16 protein-coding genes are annotated in these 14,556 nt (G+C 72.3%); 9 read left to right on the top strand and 7 right to left on the bottom strand.

All coding sequences use genetic code 11. The features are described 5' to 3' along the window. Positions 1–11: 11 nt before the first annotated feature. Positions 12–1,823 (top strand): glycoside hydrolase family 15 protein, encoded by a 1,812-nt coding sequence (locus ACFW9D_RS10630; protein ID WP_384620115.1) that lies wholly within the window; start codon positions 12–14, stop codon positions 1,821–1,823. Next, on the top strand, positions 1,804–2,820 hold the full coding sequence (locus ACFW9D_RS10625; RefSeq protein WP_384620114.1) for an SDR family oxidoreductase: 1,017 nt from the start codon (positions 1,804–1,806) through the stop codon (positions 2,818–2,820). Before ACFW9D_RS10630 ends, ACFW9D_RS10625 begins: the two co-directional genes overlap by 20 nt. Here the strand turns inward: ACFW9D_RS10625 and ACFW9D_RS10620 are convergent. Continuing rightward, positions 2,810–3,058 carry an SCO4226 family nickel-binding protein gene (locus ACFW9D_RS10620; protein ID WP_188335521.1) on the bottom strand — a complete coding sequence of 83 codons (249 nt, stop codon included), beginning with the start codon at positions 3,056–3,058 and terminating at the stop codon, positions 2,810–2,812. The two genes, ACFW9D_RS10625 and ACFW9D_RS10620, sit on opposite strands and share 11 nt — an antisense overlap. Positions 3,059–3,188: 130 nt before the next feature. Further along, on the bottom strand, positions 3,189–4,166 hold the full coding sequence (locus ACFW9D_RS10615; protein WP_188335522.1) for a teichoic acid biosynthesis protein C: 978 nt from the start codon (positions 4,164–4,166) through the stop codon (positions 3,189–3,191). Positions 4,167–4,387: 221 nt separating this feature from the next. On the opposite strand from ACFW9D_RS10615, the gene ACFW9D_RS10610 reads away from it, so the two are divergent. The 3 genes from ACFW9D_RS10610 to ACFW9D_RS10600 all read left to right on the top strand — a co-directional run bounded on the left by ACFW9D_RS10610 (position 4,388) and on the right by ACFW9D_RS10600 (position 5,765). After that, positions 4,388–4,879: an ATPase gene (locus ACFW9D_RS10610; RefSeq protein WP_384620110.1), complete on the top strand. Its 492-nt coding sequence runs from the start codon at positions 4,388–4,390 to the stop codon at positions 4,877–4,879. Next, the gene (locus tag ACFW9D_RS10605) at positions 4,876–5,220 is read left to right on the top strand and encodes a metalloregulator ArsR/SmtB family transcription factor (protein WP_188335523.1); all 345 of its coding nucleotides are present in this window, start codon (positions 4,876–4,878) and stop codon (positions 5,218–5,220) included. The genes ACFW9D_RS10610 and ACFW9D_RS10605 overlap by 4 nt, the downstream gene beginning before the upstream one ends. Before the next feature lie 77 nt (positions 5,221–5,297). After that, the gene (locus ACFW9D_RS10600) at positions 5,298–5,765 is read left to right on the top strand and encodes an SRPBCC family protein (RefSeq protein ID WP_384620108.1); all 468 of its coding nucleotides are present in this window, start codon (positions 5,298–5,300) and stop codon (positions 5,763–5,765) included. A 16-nt stretch (positions 5,766–5,781) separates the two neighbouring features. Here the strand turns inward: ACFW9D_RS10600 and ACFW9D_RS10595 are convergent, their stop codons facing one another. Then, a complete protein-coding gene (locus ACFW9D_RS10595; RefSeq protein ID WP_188335525.1) occupies positions 5,782–6,441 on the bottom strand; it encodes a TetR/AcrR family transcriptional regulator in 660 nt (219 codons plus the stop codon). Between the two features lie 59 nt (positions 6,442–6,500). Here ACFW9D_RS10595 and ACFW9D_RS10590 point away from each other — a divergent pair, with 59 nt between their 5' ends. Continuing rightward, complete coding sequence (locus tag ACFW9D_RS10590; RefSeq protein ID WP_384620106.1) at positions 6,501–7,913, top strand: aldehyde dehydrogenase family protein; 1,413 nt, start codon at positions 6,501–6,503, stop codon at positions 7,911–7,913. 27 nt (positions 7,914–7,940) lie between these two features. On the opposite strand, the gene ACFW9D_RS10585 is transcribed toward ACFW9D_RS10590, so the two are convergent. The 3 genes from ACFW9D_RS10585 to ACFW9D_RS10575 all read right to left on the bottom strand — a co-directional run bounded on the left by ACFW9D_RS10585 (position 7,941) and on the right by ACFW9D_RS10575 (position 10,125). Continuing rightward, complete coding sequence (locus ACFW9D_RS10585) at positions 7,941–8,366, bottom strand: ester cyclase (RefSeq protein ID WP_384620104.1); 426 nt, start codon at positions 8,364–8,366, stop codon at positions 7,941–7,943. 131 nt (positions 8,367–8,497) lie between these two features. Beyond that, positions 8,498–9,559 carry a 2,3-butanediol dehydrogenase gene (locus tag ACFW9D_RS10580; RefSeq protein WP_384620101.1) on the bottom strand — a complete coding sequence of 354 codons (1,062 nt, stop codon included), beginning with the start codon at positions 9,557–9,559 and terminating at the stop codon, positions 8,498–8,500. Positions 9,560–9,579: 20 nt separating this feature from the next. Next, entirely contained in the window at positions 9,580–10,125 is a 546-nt protein-coding gene (locus ACFW9D_RS10575) for a VOC family protein (protein ID WP_188335529.1), read from the bottom strand. A gap of 146 nt (positions 10,126–10,271) precedes the next feature. Between ACFW9D_RS10575 and ACFW9D_RS10570 the strand changes: the two genes are divergently transcribed. The 3 genes from ACFW9D_RS10570 to ACFW9D_RS10560 all read left to right on the top strand — a co-directional run bounded on the left by ACFW9D_RS10570 (position 10,272) and on the right by ACFW9D_RS10560 (position 13,851). Next, positions 10,272–10,805 (top strand): PadR family transcriptional regulator, encoded by a 534-nt coding sequence (locus ACFW9D_RS10570; RefSeq protein WP_384620099.1) that lies wholly within the window; start codon positions 10,272–10,274, stop codon positions 10,803–10,805. A gap of 248 nt (positions 10,806–11,053) precedes the next feature. After that, complete coding sequence (locus tag ACFW9D_RS10565; protein ID WP_384620097.1) at positions 11,054–12,703, top strand: FAD-dependent oxidoreductase; 1,650 nt, start codon at positions 11,054–11,056, stop codon at positions 12,701–12,703. Continuing rightward, positions 12,700–13,851: a Rieske 2Fe-2S domain-containing protein gene (locus ACFW9D_RS10560; RefSeq protein ID WP_384620094.1), complete on the top strand. Its 1,152-nt coding sequence runs from the start codon at positions 12,700–12,702 to the stop codon at positions 13,849–13,851. The genes ACFW9D_RS10565 and ACFW9D_RS10560 overlap by 4 nt, the downstream gene beginning before the upstream one ends. A gap of 61 nt (positions 13,852–13,912) precedes the next feature. Here ACFW9D_RS10560 and ACFW9D_RS10555 read toward each other — a convergent pair whose 3' ends face one another. Then, complete coding sequence (locus ACFW9D_RS10555) at positions 13,913–14,545, bottom strand: hypothetical protein (RefSeq protein WP_384620092.1); 633 nt, start codon at positions 14,543–14,545, stop codon at positions 13,913–13,915. Between the last annotated feature and the right edge of the window lie 11 nt (positions 14,546–14,556).

Raw genomic sequence — 14,556 nt, 5'->3', positions numbered from 1 at the left:
GGCCCGCACCCATGAACACGACGTCGTCCTCCGGGGGCAACGGCTCTCCGGCGGTCTTCCCGCCGCACGCCCTGCACGACTACGCGTTCCTCGGCGACGGCGAGCGCGGGGCGCTGGTCGGGCCGGACGGGGCCGTCGGCTGGCTGTGCGCCCCGTCCTGGCACGACGACGCGGTCTTCGCGTCGCTGATCGGCGGGCGCGGCGTGTACGCCGTCACCCCGCGCGGCCCGTACGTGAGCGGCGGCTACTACGAGGACGGCAGCCTGGTCTGGCGCAGCCGCTGGGTCGGCACCGACGGCATCGCCGAGTGCCGCGAGGCGCTCGCCTTCCCCGGCGAGCCGACCCGCGCCGTACTGCTGCGGCAGGTGCGCGCCATCGACGGGCCCGCGCGGCTGCGGGTGGTGCTCGCCCCGCACGCGGACTACGGCCGCGCGCCGCTGCGGGACGTGCGGCGGCTCGACGACGGGGTGTGGGAACTGCGCAGCGGCGACCGGCGGTTGCGCTGGCAGGGCGGCGCGGACGCGGTGGCCGGCGAGCAGGGACTGACGATGGACCTCGACCTCGCGCAGGGGGCCCGGCACGACTTCGTCCTGGAGTGCTCCGGCGGGCCGCTCCCTCGCGGACTGCCGCGCCCGGGCCCGGCCTGGGCGGCCACCGAGAGCGCCTGGCGCCGGGCCGTCCCGTCGCTCACCGGCACGGCGACGCCCGAGGACGCGCGGCGCAGCTGCGCCGTGCTGCGGGGGCTGACCTCGCGGGGCGGCGGCATGGTGGCGGCGGCGACGACCAGCCTGCCCGAGCGGGCCGAGGAGGGCCGCAACTACGACTACCGCTACGTGTGGCTGCGCGACCAGAGCATGGCGGGACAGGCTGCCGCCGCGGCCGGTGCCCACGACCTGCTCGACGACGCGGTGCGGTTCACCACGGAGCGGCTGCACGCGGACGGGCCCCGGCTGGCGCCCGCCTACACCGTCCACGGCGAGCGCGTCCCCGACCAGGAGGCGCTGGACCTGCCCGGCTACCCGGGCGGCTTCGACCGGGTGGGCAACCGGGTGCACGGGCAGTTCCAGCTCGACGTGCTCGGCGAGTGCCTGCTGCTGTTCGCTGCGGCGGCGCGTGCGGGGCGCCTGGACGACGCGGGGTGGGAGGCGGTCGGGGTCGCGGTGCGGGCCGTCTCGGCGCTCCGGCGGCGGCGGGACGCGGGGATCTGGGAGCTGGAGAACCGGAGGTGGACGCACAGCCGGCTGATCTGTGTCGCCGGTCTGCGGGCCGTCGCCCGGGCGGCGCCCCGGCATCCGCTGACGGTGGAGTGCGCGCGGCTGGCCGACGCGCTGCTCGCGGCGACGTCCCGCGACTGCGTGCATCCGGACGGGTACTGGCAGCGGGCGCCGGAACTTCCGCAGGTGGACGCCGCGTTGCTGCTGCCGGCGGTGCGCGGCGCGCTGCCCGCGGACGATCCCCGTACCCGGGCCACGCTCGCGGCCTGCCGCCGCGATCTCGCGCACGATCACTTCCTGTACCGGTTCCGGCACGACGAGCGGCCGCTGGAGGACGCCGAGGGCGCGTTCCTGCTGTGCGGGTTCGTCATGGCGCTGGCCGAGCACCAGCAGGGCGACCTGGTGGCCGCGTTCCGCTGGTTCGAGCGGAACCGGGGAGCGTGCGGCGCCTCGGGGCTGTTCGCGGAGGAGTTCGACATCGCCCAGCGGCAGTTGCGCGGGAATCTGCCGCAGGCGTTCGTCCACGCGCTGCTGCTGGAGTCCTCGGCGCGCCTGGCCGAACCGCCTCGTCCTGCGAAGGGAGCCGACCATGGAACCGACCCGGTCTGAGATTGTCGTCATCACCGGAGCGAGCGCGGGGGTCGGGCGGGCCACGGCCCGGCTGTACGCCCGGCGGGGCGCCTGGATCGTCCTCGTCGCCCGGGGCCGGGACGGTCTGCGGGCCGCGGCCGAGGAGGTGGAGGCGCTGGGCGGGCGCGCCCTGGTCCAGCCGGCGGACGTGTCCGACGCGCGGCAGGTGGAGGACGTGGCGGAGGCGGCCGAGGAGGCCTTCGGGCCGATCGACGTCTGGGTCAACTGCGCGTTCGCGACGGTGTTCGCGCCGTTCGCGGAGATCACCGCGGAGGAGTACGCGCGCGTCACCGACGTCGCCTATCACGGCTTCGTCAACGGTACGCGGGCCGCGCTCGCCCGCATGCTGCCCCGCGACCGGGGCACCGTCGTGCAGGTCGGTTCGGCGCTCGGCGAGCGGGCGATCCCGCTCCAGTCCGCGTACTGCGGCGCCAAGCACGCCGTCAACGGCTTCACGTCCGCCGTCCGCACCGAACTTCTCCACCGTCACAGCCGGGTGCGCGTCACGGTCGTCCAGCTGCCGGCGGTGAACACGCCGCAGTTCTCCTGGGTACGGTCCCGGCTGCGCGGCCACCCGAGCCCGGTCCCGCCGATCTACCAGCCGGAGGTGGCCGCCCGCGCGATCGTGCACGCCGCCGGCCACCCCGGCCGCAAGCAGTACCTCGTGGGCGCCGCCACGTGGGCCACGATCTGGGCGAACCGCCTGGCCCCGGCCGCCCTGGACCGCTACCTGGCCCGCACGGCCTTCGACACCCAGCAGACGGACGCCCGCCCGGAGTCACCCCCCGGCGGCAACCTCTTCACCCCCTCCGACGACCTGCCCGGCACGGACGCGGGCGCCCACGGCGTCTTCGACACGTGCTCCCACCCCCACTCCTGGCACGCGGCGCTGAGCCGGCACCGCGGGACGGTGACGGCGGCGGCGACGGCAGCAGCGGGGGCGGCGGTCCTGGCGGTCCGATCCCTCAGACGCTGAGCGGCACCGGGTGGATCTCGTCGGCCTTGTGCCCGGCGCGTTCGTGGATGCGCTGGACGGCCTCGGCCGACGGGGCCTCGGAGAGGCAGTACACCGTGCCGGACTTCGGGTCCGCCCACGCCCTCTCGAAGTGAACGCCTTCCTCCTTCTCGATGGCGAGGTCGGCCTTGTGCGCCTGCATCAACTGGTCGGCAGTGATGTCCTTCATCCCGTGGTGGACGTCCATGAACTGGGACATGGCGTCGCACCTCCTTCCGCCGTACGGGGTCGGACGTTCGGAGCCGCCGAAGTGCAGCGCGGCTCCGATTCCGCTAACTCAATCCTGCGCCCATCGGCCCACGCGGTCGACCGGACGGGGCGGGCCCGTGTCAGACCAGCGCGTTCTTGTAGAAGATGCTGGAGCGCCGGTCGCCCTCGTAGCCCGTCGCGAAGCCGATGAACAGGCGGGCCTCGCCGGCGTCGGTGCGGTAGACCGCGAGGCCCTCGGGCTCGCGGAAGTGCAGCGTGGAGCCGGCCTTGGTGAGGACCGGTCCCTGCGTGACGGTGCCGGTGTTGATGTCGATGCTGGTGACGTACGTGTTGCCGTCCCCGGTGGGGGTGCCGTCGCCCGGGTACGCGTCACCGGTCAGGAAGTACATGTACGAGCCGTAGAGGGCGTAGCCCTGTGCGGTGCCGGCGATCGCCGGCTGCTTGAAGTCGACGAGCGGCGTGCCGAAGGTCCGGTTCTGGAACGCGGAGAGCGGGTAGACGGCGATCCGCTTGCCCGCGCTGGTGTGGTAGCGGACGATCATGCGCTGGTAGACCGGGTCGACGGAGCAGGTGTACTCGCTCGCCCCGGAGATCGGCTGGAACGCGGCCGAGGCGGCGGGCGAGCCCAGCGTGGTGTTCGGGGTGTAGCGGATGGGCGCGAGCGCGGTGCCGTACCCGTTGGTGTTCGTGGCGCACTCGATCCACAGCTCCGTGCCGGAGCCGTCGGGCAGCGCGGCGAAGGCGACGCCGTGGCCGAACCCGTCGAGGTGCATGTACGACAGGTAGTTCCCGTCGAAGTCCATCTTGTTGATGCACAGGTCACCGGCGGACTCGGAGCTGCCGTCCCGCTTGGTCGCCACGTACAGGAACTTGTTCACCCAGTCGAAGGCGAAGCTCTGCTGGACGCGCGGACCGTGCGTGTCCTTGTCCCGGAACAGGTCGTACGAGGGCTGAGTGAGGTCGAACCGCTTCGTGGCGGAGACGGCGGCGGAGGCGCTGGGCGCCCCCAGCCCGAGCCCGAGGGCGGCGAGCGAGGCTCCGGCACCGGTGCGTATGAGACCGCGGCGGGAGAGGGGGAGGCCGGCGGTGCGGTTCATGAGCGACTCCATGGACGCGTGTGGAGGGAAGGGGCACGTGATGTTATCCGTGCGCGCGGAGGGTGCGGACGGCCCCATCCCCTCGTAGTCGACGGGCAGTTGGCAGGCGCGCAGGGCCGCACCCACCCCGACCCGCAACCCACGGGTTGCACCACCCGCCTTCTTGTGCAACCTTGGAGTTGCAGGTTGAACTCGTTCGCGACACCGCCACGGAGGACACCATGAGCGACACCACGTACACCGCAGCCGAGCTGGACGCCCTGGACAGGATCGCCCGGCAGATCGACATCGACGCCCCGGCCGACCGCGTCTGGGACCTGGTCGCACGGCCCGGCTGGTACATCAACGACGGCGACGTCGAGGCCGAGCCCGACCTCACCCACGAGGCCGACGGCGTCGCGGTGGTCCGCCACCCGAAGCTCGGCGAGTTCCGCTTCCGCACCGTCGCGCTCGACAAGCCCCGTTACGCGGCGTTCCGCTGGATCGGCACCCCGTACCGCGACGAGTCGAGGCCGTTCACGCTGGTCGAGTTCTGGATCGACGAACGCGACGGTGGCGGTGTGACCCTGCGGGTCGTCGAGAGCGGGTTCAGCGGCCTGTCCGAGGACCCGGCGGCCTGGCTCGAGGAACGCGAGGGAAACGACAAGGGCTGGCACGTGGAGCTGGAGGCCGCGAAGGCCTTCGTCGAGGCCCCCGAGGCGGCCCGGCCGTGACCGCTCCCCCGCCCACCACGCTCCCCGGACTGTGCGCGGCCCTCGGCGACCCGATGCGCTGGGAGATCCTCACCCGGCTCGGGGAGGGTCCGATGTCGGCGTCCGCGCTGGCCAGGGAGCTGCCGGTGAGCCGACAGGCGATCGGCAAACACCTGGAGGTGCTGCGCGAGGTCGGTCTCGTCGAGTCGGAGCAGCGCGGCCGCGAGGTCCTCCACCTCGCGGTCGGCGCCCGCCTCGGCGCCCTGGCCCGCGAGCTGGACCGCATCGGCCGCTCCTGGGAGACCCGCCTGCTCCGCATCAAGGACCTGGCGGAACGCCCCGCCCAGGCCCCGGACGCGTAGCCCCTCCGGTCTGACACCCCGTCAAGATACGTGCGGGATACCCGTCATCCCCGCCCGCGCCTGCCTACACTCGGCTCATGGTCAGGACCGATCGTGTCAGCCGGATCATCGCGGCGCCGCAGGCGGCCGTCTACGACGCTCTCCTGCGGCGCGAGGCGCTGGAGGCATGGCTGCCGCCGGACGGCATGCGGGGGCGCGTCGAGCGGTGGGACCCGCGGCCCGGCGGCGGGTTCCGGATGGTGCTCACGTACCTCGATCCCACCGGAGGCCCGGGGAAGTCCTCGGCCGGCGAGGACGTCGTCGACGTGGGCTTCGGCGAGCTGGTGCGACCCCGGCGGGTCACCCAGCAGGCGGTGTTCGACTCCGACGACCCCGCCTACGCGGGCACGATGACGATGACCTGGGACCTGGTCCCCGTCCGCACGGGAACCGAGGTGACGGTGACCGCCACGGACGTGCCCCCAGGCATCGACCAGGCGGTCCACGAGGCGGGCATCGCCTCGTCGCTGGCCAACCTGGCGTCCTACGTCGAGGACCAGCCCTGAGCGCAGGACCGGGCGGTCACGTGCGCGGGGTTCCGCCGACGGCCCGCAGGACGAAGGGCAGGAAGCGGTCGGCCTCGGCGCGCGCCGCGTCGGCCGGCACCCGCTCCGGCGGATCCGGGGTCAGCAGGAACCTGCTCATCACCGGTCCGACCACGATCTCGCCGAGCAGGTCCGGGTTCTCGACCGGGGGGATCTCGCCGCGCTCCACGGCGCACCGCACGACCTCGGCCACCCGCCGGTACACGGGCTCCAGGAAGGCGACGGTGAGCGCCCCGGCCAGCACGGGGTTGCAGGCCGCCTCCCCCACGAGCGCGCGCATCAGCCGGCCGCTCTCGCCGGTCATGACGGCGGCCTTGTCCCGCAGCACCACCCGCAGGTCGCCTTCGAGGCTGCCGGTGCCCGGCGGATCGCAGGGGCCTTCGGTGACCGTGGCGGCCGCGGCGACGACGAGGTCCTCCTTCGAGGACCAGCGCCGGTAGAGAGTCGCGGTCGAGACACCCGCGCGGGCGGCCACGGCGGCCGTGGTCAGCCCTCGGTACCCGCTCTCGGCGAGCACGGCCAGCGTGGCCTCCAGGAGCGCCCGGTCCCGGGCGGCGTCGCGGGGCCGCCCCCGGCGCGGCGCGGACGACACCTCGGCGGATGCGGTACCGGCGCCGGGGCCTGTGGTGCGGGTCATGCCCGAACCGTAACAGGAAAACGAAACGAAACGCTTTCGTTTTGTTTATGCTCGAGCGCATGACCGCTTCCACGATCCGGACCACACCCGCCCCGGCGGACGACGACGCGGCAGCGACCGTCGCCCGTCTGCACGCGGCCTTCGCCGACGGCCGCACCAAGCCCCTGGAGTGGCGCAAGGAGCAACTGCGCGCGCTGCGCCGCCTGCTGGTCGAGCAGGAGGACGCCTTCGTCGCCGCGCTCCGCGCCGATCTCGGCAAGAGCGCCACGGAGGCCTACACGACCGAGATCGGGTTCACGCTCAACGAGATCGACCACACCCTGCGCCATCTCGACCGCTGGCTGCGCCCCCGCCGCGTCTCCGTGCCGCTCGCGCTGCGCCCGGCCCAGGCCCGTACGGTGCGCGAGCCGCTCGGCACGGTGCTGGTCATCGCCCCGTGGAACTATCCGCTGCAGCTCGCCCTCGCCCCGATGGTCGGCGCGATCGCCGCGGGCAACAGTGTGGTGGTCAAGCCGAGCGAGCTCGCCCCGGCGACCTCCGCGGCGCTCGCCCACTGGCTTCCCCGTGCGCTCGACCCGCAGGCGGTGGCCGTCGTCGAGGGCGGCGTCCCGGAGACCACGGCGCTGCTCGAGCAGCGGTTCGACCACATCTTCTACACGGGCAACGGCACGGTCGGCCGTGTCGTCATGGCCGCCGCGGCCCGCCATCTCACCCCGGTCACCCTGGAGTTGGGCGGCAAGAGCCCGGCGATCGTCGAGCCGGGCACGGATCTGGCCACGGCCGCCCGCCGCATCGCCTGGGGCAAGTTCATGAACGCGGGGCAGACCTGCGTCGCCCCCGACTACCTCCTCGCGATCGGCGAGGCCGCCACGGAGATCGAGCCGCATCTGACGGCCGCGATCCGCGAGATGTACGGGGCCGACCCCGTGCGGAGCGCCGACTACGGCCGCGTCGTGAACGAGCGCCACTTCGACCGTCTGACCGCGCTCCTCGACAGCGGCCGGATCGTCACCGGCGGCGCCCACGACCGGGCGGACCGCTACCTGGCCCCGACCGTCCTCGCGGACGTGGACCCGGACGCGCCGGTGATGCGCGAGGAGATCTTCGGCCCGGTGCTGCCGATCCTGCGCGTCCCGGACCTGGACGCCGCGATCGCCTTCGTCAACGCGCACGACAAGCCGCTGGCCCTGTACGCCTTCACGGACTCCGCCGTCACCAAGCGCCGCCTGACGACGGAGACCTCATCGGGCGCCCTGTCCTTCGGCGCCCCGAACGCCCATCTCGCCGTCCCCGGCCTGCCCTTCGGCGGTGTCGGCGAGAGCGGAATCGGCGGCTACCACGGCGAGCACAGCATCGACACGTTCAGCCACACCAAGCCGATCCTCGACAAGCCCCTGATCGGCGACCCGCTCCGCGTGGCCTACCCGCCGTTCAACCGCGTCAAGTCCGGCCTCCTGCGCCGCTTCCTCTGACCGCGCCCGGGCGGGGAGCGACCGCCGTCAGCCGGCCTGCGGCCAGGGCCAGCCCAGCTGGAGGAACAGGCCGAGCCGGTCGCTCACCGCCCGGATCTCCGTGATCCTCCCCGCGGTCACGGTGAAGATCCAGATCGCCTCGTTCTCGAAGGCTCGGCCGGTCGGCTCCGGCATCCGCGCGTGCACACCGCCGTGGACGCCCCGCTGGGTGACCCGGGCGACCACCCGGTCGCCCTCGCCGATCAGTTCGTCCACCTGGACGGCGAGCGGGTCGAACGCGGCCAGTTGCTGACGCAGGCCCTCGAAGGCCGCCCCCGGCTCGTCGGCCTCCCCGTGAATGATCTTGTTGTGGTCCACGACGCCGTCCGCCAGGAACCGCGGCAGGTCCTCCGGCCGGCGCGCGCTGACGGCCTCGAAGAAGCCCGCGACCACCTTCTTGTTGTCCTCCACCACGTCAACTCCCCCAGTTCGGTCGTGATTCGGCGCGAGCCTACTCAGGGGCCGTCGTGCGGAGTCCCAGTTTTCGATCAAGCAGTCGTCAGCATCCGGTCAAGCCGGACACGGTCTCGGGTCGCGGGGCCCGGTCAGGGGTGCACGAGGATCTTCACGTGGGCGTCACGGCCCGCGCCGAGCAGGCTCTCGTAGCCGTCCTCGACCACCCGTTCCAGCGGGATGCGGGAGGTGATGAAGGGGGCCGCGTCGATCGTGCCGCGGGCCAGCGCGGCGATGACGGACGGGAAGTCCGTGCCCGCGTAGCCGATGCTCGACGTGTACGAGGTCTCGCTCATCATGAACTGTCCCGGCGTGATCGCCGCCGGCTGCTCCCACATGGCCAGGTTGACCAGGGTGCCGCGCTTGCGGAGGGAGCCGAGCGCGGTGTCGAGGGTGACCTGGAGGCCGGACGCGTCGAAGGCGGCGTCCACGCCGAGCCCGTCCGTCAGCTCCCGCACGCGGGCGAGGACGTCGTCCCGCGTGGGGTCGAGCACGGCCCCGGCGCCCAGGCGCTCCGCCAACTCCTTGCGCGCCGCGCTGAGTTCGCTGACCGCGACGAGACGGGCGCCGGTCGCGTTCAGCGCGGACAGCAGGCCCAGACCGATGGGTCCCGCGCCCACGACCAGCGCGGCGGCGCCGGGCGGGAGGGCGGCCCGGCGGACGGCGTGCCAGGCGACGGCGAGGGGTTCGACGAGGGCGCCGACGTCGGTGCCGACGCCGTCGGGCAGCCGGTGCACCATGCGGGGCGGCAGCACGACGTACTCGGACAGGCCGCCGCCCCAGCCGTTGATGCCGACGAATCCGCACTGCTGACAGAGGTTGTAGTCGCCGTGCCGGCAGTACGCGCAGGTGTCGTCGTAGATCTCCGGCTCGACGCACACGGCGTCGCCGACGGCGAGTCCGGTGACCCCCTCGCCGATCTCGGTGACGTGGCCGGCGAACTCGTGCCCCATGACGGCGGGGGCCTGTTCGCCGGTCAGCGGGTGCGGGTGGTCGAGGCCGAACGCGGCCGGTCCCGCCTGGTAGAGGTGCAGGTCGGAGCCGCAGATCCCGCACCAGTCGACTTTGATCTTGACGGTGCCGGGCCGCAGTTCGGGCTCGGGGATGTCCTCCAGGCGGAGGTCCTTCGGTCCGTGCAGGCGCAGTGCGCGCATGGTCGCCGGGTCCTTTCCGGTCAGGGAACGGTGATCTCGCGGACGGGGTCGCTGCCGTCCCAGCCGGCCGCGGCCGCCCGGATCGCGTCGAAGAAGCCACCCCACTGGGCGGTCTCGATGACCTCGACGACGGTGCCGCCGTGCTCCTCGGTGGGCAGATAGGCGAAGCGGCTGCCGGGGCCCGAGTCTCCGTGGTGGTAGGGCTCGACGTCGGCCTCGGCGAAGCGGGCGAGGAACGCGTCGTAGGTGTCGTCGCCCTCGCCCGTGACGAAGTGCCCGACGTGGTGCAGGCCTTCGCCGCGCTCCTCGAGGAAGTCGCGGTAGGCGCTGGGGGCCTGCGGGTTGAGCTGCTGGATGAGCTCGATCTGCACGTCGCCCGCCTGGGCGATGCCGACGGCGATGCGGGCGTCGGTGGGCTCGCCCAGGTAGAAGGTCCGGCCGACGGCGGCCTGCGGGAAGTAGAAGAAGGGGCCGACGCCGAGGTTCGTCGTCCAGTGCCGCATGGCGGCCTCGACGTCCTTCACGACGTAGCCGAGCTGGTCTATCGATCCGATCGAGGGGGGCACCTGTCCTCCTGAGCGAGGGTGCGGAGACGGAGGGGAGGGCACCGGACCGGGTGCGCTCCGATGACGGGGCCGCTGCCGGTGGTTCACGGACCGGCAGCCCAGTAGGTTGCCTATATATATGGAAGATATATCGGGGAGGCAAGACCTTGGCGAGGACCGAACTGACGGCGACGGCCTGGACCGCCCTCGGCTTCATCGCCGTGCGCCCGCGTTCCGGCTACGAGATCAAGCGGGCCTGCGCGGAGACGGTGGACGCCTTCTGGGGGGTGAGCTACGCCCAGCTGTATCCGCAGCTCAAGCGCCTCCAGGAGGAAGGGCTCATCACGGGTCAGGAATCCTCGGGCGGCCGTCGGCAGGTGATCTGGCAGGCCACCGAGCAGGGCCGGCGGGCCCTGGACGAGTGGCTGGTGCAGCCGCCCGCGGCGCCGCAACTGCGTGACGAGGCGCTGCTGAAGCTGCTCTTCGTGCAGTCGCTCAGTCCGGCGCACGCCCTGCCGCTGATCCGCGCCAAGCGCCGCGAGTTCGAGGCCTGGCTCGCCCGGTTCACCTCCGAGGAGACGGAGGGCTCGCCGGGTCCGCCCGATCTGCTCCACTCGTACGCGCTGACCATGGCCCGGGCGGGCCTGACCTGGTGCGACACGGCCGAGCAGGCACTGACCGAGGTGCCCGGGAACCCGTAGCGCGCCGCCGGATCTCCCCCGATCTCCCTCGGTCTCCCACTGAGCGGGAAGACGGGCTTGTTGCTCCCCGGCCCTCGGATGGAACGTTCAGGGACTCCCGCAGGGCCAGGGAGACAGGGCGCGTCACCGGCATCGCCGGCACGGATCGGACCGGGTCCACGCCCCGCCGCCCGAGCGCACGCCTGAAGACCCCCTCTTGCGGCGCGTGCCTCGGCCACAGCTCGGTTTCAGTGAAGGGAACAGTCACAGTGGACTGGGATCACGAGTACGACGTAGTGGTGGTCGGTTCCGGTGGAGGCGGCCTGACCGCCGCGATCACCGCGCAGCTGCACGGCATGTCCGCCCTGGTGGTGGAGAAGACCGACCGGTACGGCGGCTCGACCGCACTGTCCGGCGGCGGTCTGTGGATACCCGACAACCTGTATCTCCAGCAGGCGGGTGAGGTCGACACGTTCGACAACGCCATGGACTACCTGGACGCCACCGTGGGCGACCAGGTCAGCCGGGAACGCAAGGCGGCCTATCTGACGCGCGGCCCGCAGATGCTGCGCTTCCTGCACGAGCGCACGGACTGGGTGCGGTTCAAGTACGTGCCCGGGTACGCGGACTACTATCCCGAGCGCAAGGGCGGCAGGCCGCGCGGCCGGACCATCGAGCCGGAGACGCTGGACCTGCGCAAGCTCGGCCCGGAGCGGGAGAAGCTGCGCACCAACGAGCTGCCCACGTACGGCCTGACCATCACGCAGTACGACTTCCGGTTCCTGAACATGGCGGCCCGCACGTGGAAGGGCCGCAGGACGGCGGTGAAGATGGCGGCGGCCGCCGCCAAGAACCTCCTCGCCGGCAAGAAGATGGCGGCGCTCGGCACCGCGCTCGTCGGCCGGCTGCGGCTCGCGCTCGCCGCGTCCGGCGGCGGCCTGTGGCTCGACTCTCCGTTCCGTGAGCTGGTGCTGGAGGACGGCAAGGTCGTCGGTCTGCGCGTCGAGAGGGACGGCCGCACGGTGACCGTGCGGGCGCGGCGCGGTGTCCTGTTCGCCGCCGGCGGCTTCTCGCACAGTCAGGAGCTGCGCGAGAAGTACCTGCCGCGGCCCACCTCCGCGGACTGGACGCACTCCTCGCCCGGCCAGGTCGGCGAGGTGCTCACGGCGGGCATCGAGGCGGGCGCCGCGCTCGCCCTCATGGACAAGGTGTGGGGCGCTCCGTCCACGCCGGTCCCGGGCGGCGGGCTGTTCTTCCTGGTCGCCGACCGCGCGATCCCCGGCATGGTGATCGTGAACGGCGACGGCGAGCGGTTCGTCAACGAGGCCGCTCCGTACCACGAGTTCGTGGACCGCATGTACGCGAGCCCGAGCGCGCCCGAGAACTCGTGGATCATCCTCGACTCGGTCGCCCGCAAGCGCTACCCGTTCCTCGGTCTGGTCCCCGGGCAGAAGTTCCCGAAGGCGTTCGAAGAGGAGGGCATTCTCAAGACGGCCGACTCGGTGCGCGAGCTGGCCGGCAGGATCGGTGTCCCGGCCGACCGGCTGGAGGCGACGCTCCAGCGCTTCAACTCCCTCGCGGAGCAGGGCCGTGACGCCGACTTCGGCCGCGGCGACAGCACGTACGACCGCTACTACGGCGACCCGACGCTGCCGAACCCGAACCTGCACCCGCTCACCCAGGGCCCGTACTACGCCCTGCCGGTGAAGCCCGGCGACCTCGGCACCAAGGGCGGTCTGCTCACCGACGAGCACGCCCGCGTCCTGCGCGAGGACGGCACACCGATCGACGGCCTGTACGCCACCGGCAACTGCTCGGCGGCCGTCATGGGCGACACCTACCCGGGCCCCGGCTCCACCATCGGCCCCTCCATGACCTTCGGCTACGTCGCCGCGACCCACATGAAGGACGCCTCATGAGCTCGTTCCACACGATCAGGACCGGCGCGATGCCGGACCGCTTCGCCCGCGGCTGGCACTGCCTGGGCCTCGCCGACAGTTTCAAGGACGGCAAGCCGCACCAGATCGAGGCCTTCGGCACCAAGCTCGTGGTGTTCCAGGGCGAGAGCGGCGAGCTGCACGTCCTCAACGCCTACTGCCCGCACATGGGCGGAGACCTGAGCCAGGGCAGCATCAAGGGGGACGCGGTCGCCTGCCCGTTCCACGACTGGCGCTGGTCGGGCGACGGCAAGTGCGCCGCGATCCCCTACGCGCGCCGCGTGCCGCGCACGGCCAAGACCCGGAGCTGGGCCACGCTGGAGGAGAACAAGCAGCTCTTCGTCTGGCACGACCCGCAGGGCAATCCGCCGATCCCCGAGCAGGCGATCCCGAGGATCGAGGGCGCGTTCAGCGACGAGTGGAGCCAGTGGACCTGGAACCAGATCCTCATCGAGGGCTCGCACCCGCGCGAGATCGTCGACAACAACTCGGACATGGCGCACTTCTTCTACGTGCACTACTCCTTCCCCACGTACTTCAAGAACGTCCTCGACGGGCACACGGCGGCCCAGCAGATGAACTTCGAGTACCGCCAGGACTACGACCTCGGCATGGTCCCGCCGGGCACGGAGCCCGCGGTGAATCGCTCCGAGGCCGCGTACTACGGCCCCTCCTACATGATCGACTACCTGTGGAGCCCGGTCGGCGGCGGCCAGGAGCTGGAGGCGGTCCTGATCAACAGTCACTACCCAGTCCGCCAGGACGCGTTCATGCTGCAGTTCGGCGTGATCGTGAAGAAGCTGCCCGGCATGGACAACGAGGCGGCGAACGCGGCGGCCCGGCAGTTCGGCGCCGGCGTCGAGATCGGCTTCCGCCAGGACGCGGAGATCTGGCAGAACAAGGCCCGCGTCGACAACCCGCTCCTCACCGAGGAGGACGGCCCGATCTACCAACTGCGCCGCTGGTACCAGCAGTTCTACGTCGACGTGGAGGACATCACCCCGGAGATGACCAACCGCTTCGAGTTCGAGCTGGACACCAGCCGCGCCGACAAGGTCTGGCGCGAGGAGGTAGCGGAGAACCTGGCGGCGGGCCGCACGGTCTCCCACACGAGCACCATCTCCTCCTGACCCGCACTCTCCCTCATGGCCGCCTCGGTACGGTGGCGGCCATGAGGGATGTGCGCGTGGTTCAGGCCGTGGGCGTGCCGGCCGCCTCGGCCGCCGTACGTGTGCCGCCGGCGGACTTGAGGAGGGACTCGGCCACCTGGTCCGCGTCCGCGTCCGCGAGGTCCGCCGGGTATTCGGGGAGCAGGTCGTCCCAGACGGGGAGCCAGGAGCCGTACATCTGGGTCTGGCCCTCGGGGCGGGCGAAGAACCAGATGTGCAGGTGGGCGCCGCCGTCGCCGATGCGGTAGACGTGGGCGCGGGAGATGTGCGGCAGGGCCTGTACGTGGCGGACGATGTGGGTCGTCAGTACGCCCAGTTCGGCCGCCAGTTCATCGGGCAGGTCCGCCATGTCGTAGTGGTCGCGCGGGTGCAGCATGAGGACCAGGGGAACGCCGACCTCCTTGACGCGGGTCAGGCGCCAGCGCTCGTTGAACCAGATGCCCTGGTCGCGGCGGCCGCACGAGCCGCACTCCGCCGGGTCCTCACCGTGCCGCGGGGGCTCCGGGACGACCGGCGGGCGCAGCGGCGTGACGCTCAGGCCCTCCTGTTCGAAGGGGCTGATCTCCCACCCGGTCATCCGGGCCAGGGGGAGGCGGTGCGCGTCGTCGGTGGCGGCGAGCGCGTGCTCGTAGAACTCATCAGGTGTCATGGCCATGCGGCGAAGAT

It is taken from the genome of Streptomyces sp. NPDC059524, from assembly GCF_042749255.1.
Taxonomy (GTDB): domain Bacteria; phylum Actinomycetota; class Actinomycetes; order Streptomycetales; family Streptomycetaceae; genus Streptomyces; species Streptomyces xanthii.
The sequence above is the reverse complement of the archived record's forward strand: the minus strand, read 5'-3'. Positions and strand labels throughout refer to the sequence as shown.

Coding starts and splice junctions, on each gene's coding strand:
- ACFW9D_RS10600 (WP_384620108.1), top strand. CDS start 5,298: ATGGTCAGGACCGATCGTGTCAGCCGGATCATCGCGGCGCCGCAGGCG.
- ACFW9D_RS10560 (WP_384620094.1), top strand. CDS start 12,700: ATGAGCTCGTTCCACACGATCAGGACCGGCGCGATGCCGGACCGCTTC.
- ACFW9D_RS10580 (WP_384620101.1), bottom strand. CDS start 9,559: ATGCGCGCACTGCGCCTGCACGGACCGAAGGACCTCCGCCTGGAGGAC.
- ACFW9D_RS10625 (WP_384620114.1), top strand. CDS start 1,804: ATGGAACCGACCCGGTCTGAGATTGTCGTCATCACCGGAGCGAGCGCG.
- ACFW9D_RS10615 (WP_188335522.1), bottom strand. CDS start 4,166: ATGAACCGCACCGCCGGCCTCCCCCTCTCCCGCCGCGGTCTCATACGC.
- ACFW9D_RS10590 (WP_384620106.1), top strand. CDS start 6,501: ATGACCGCTTCCACGATCCGGACCACACCCGCCCCGGCGGACGACGAC.
- ACFW9D_RS10630 (WP_384620115.1), top strand. CDS start 12: ATGAACACGACGTCGTCCTCCGGGGGCAACGGCTCTCCGGCGGTCTTC.
- ACFW9D_RS10595 (WP_188335525.1), bottom strand. CDS start 6,441: ATGACCCGCACCACAGGCCCCGGCGCCGGTACCGCATCCGCCGAGGTG.
- ACFW9D_RS10555 (WP_384620092.1), bottom strand. CDS start 14,545: ATGGCCATGACACCTGATGAGTTCTACGAGCACGCGCTCGCCGCCACC.
- ACFW9D_RS10610 (WP_384620110.1), top strand. CDS start 4,388: ATGAGCGACACCACGTACACCGCAGCCGAGCTGGACGCCCTGGACAGG.
- ACFW9D_RS10620 (WP_188335521.1), bottom strand. CDS start 3,058: ATGTCCCAGTTCATGGACGTCCACCACGGGATGAAGGACATCACTGCC.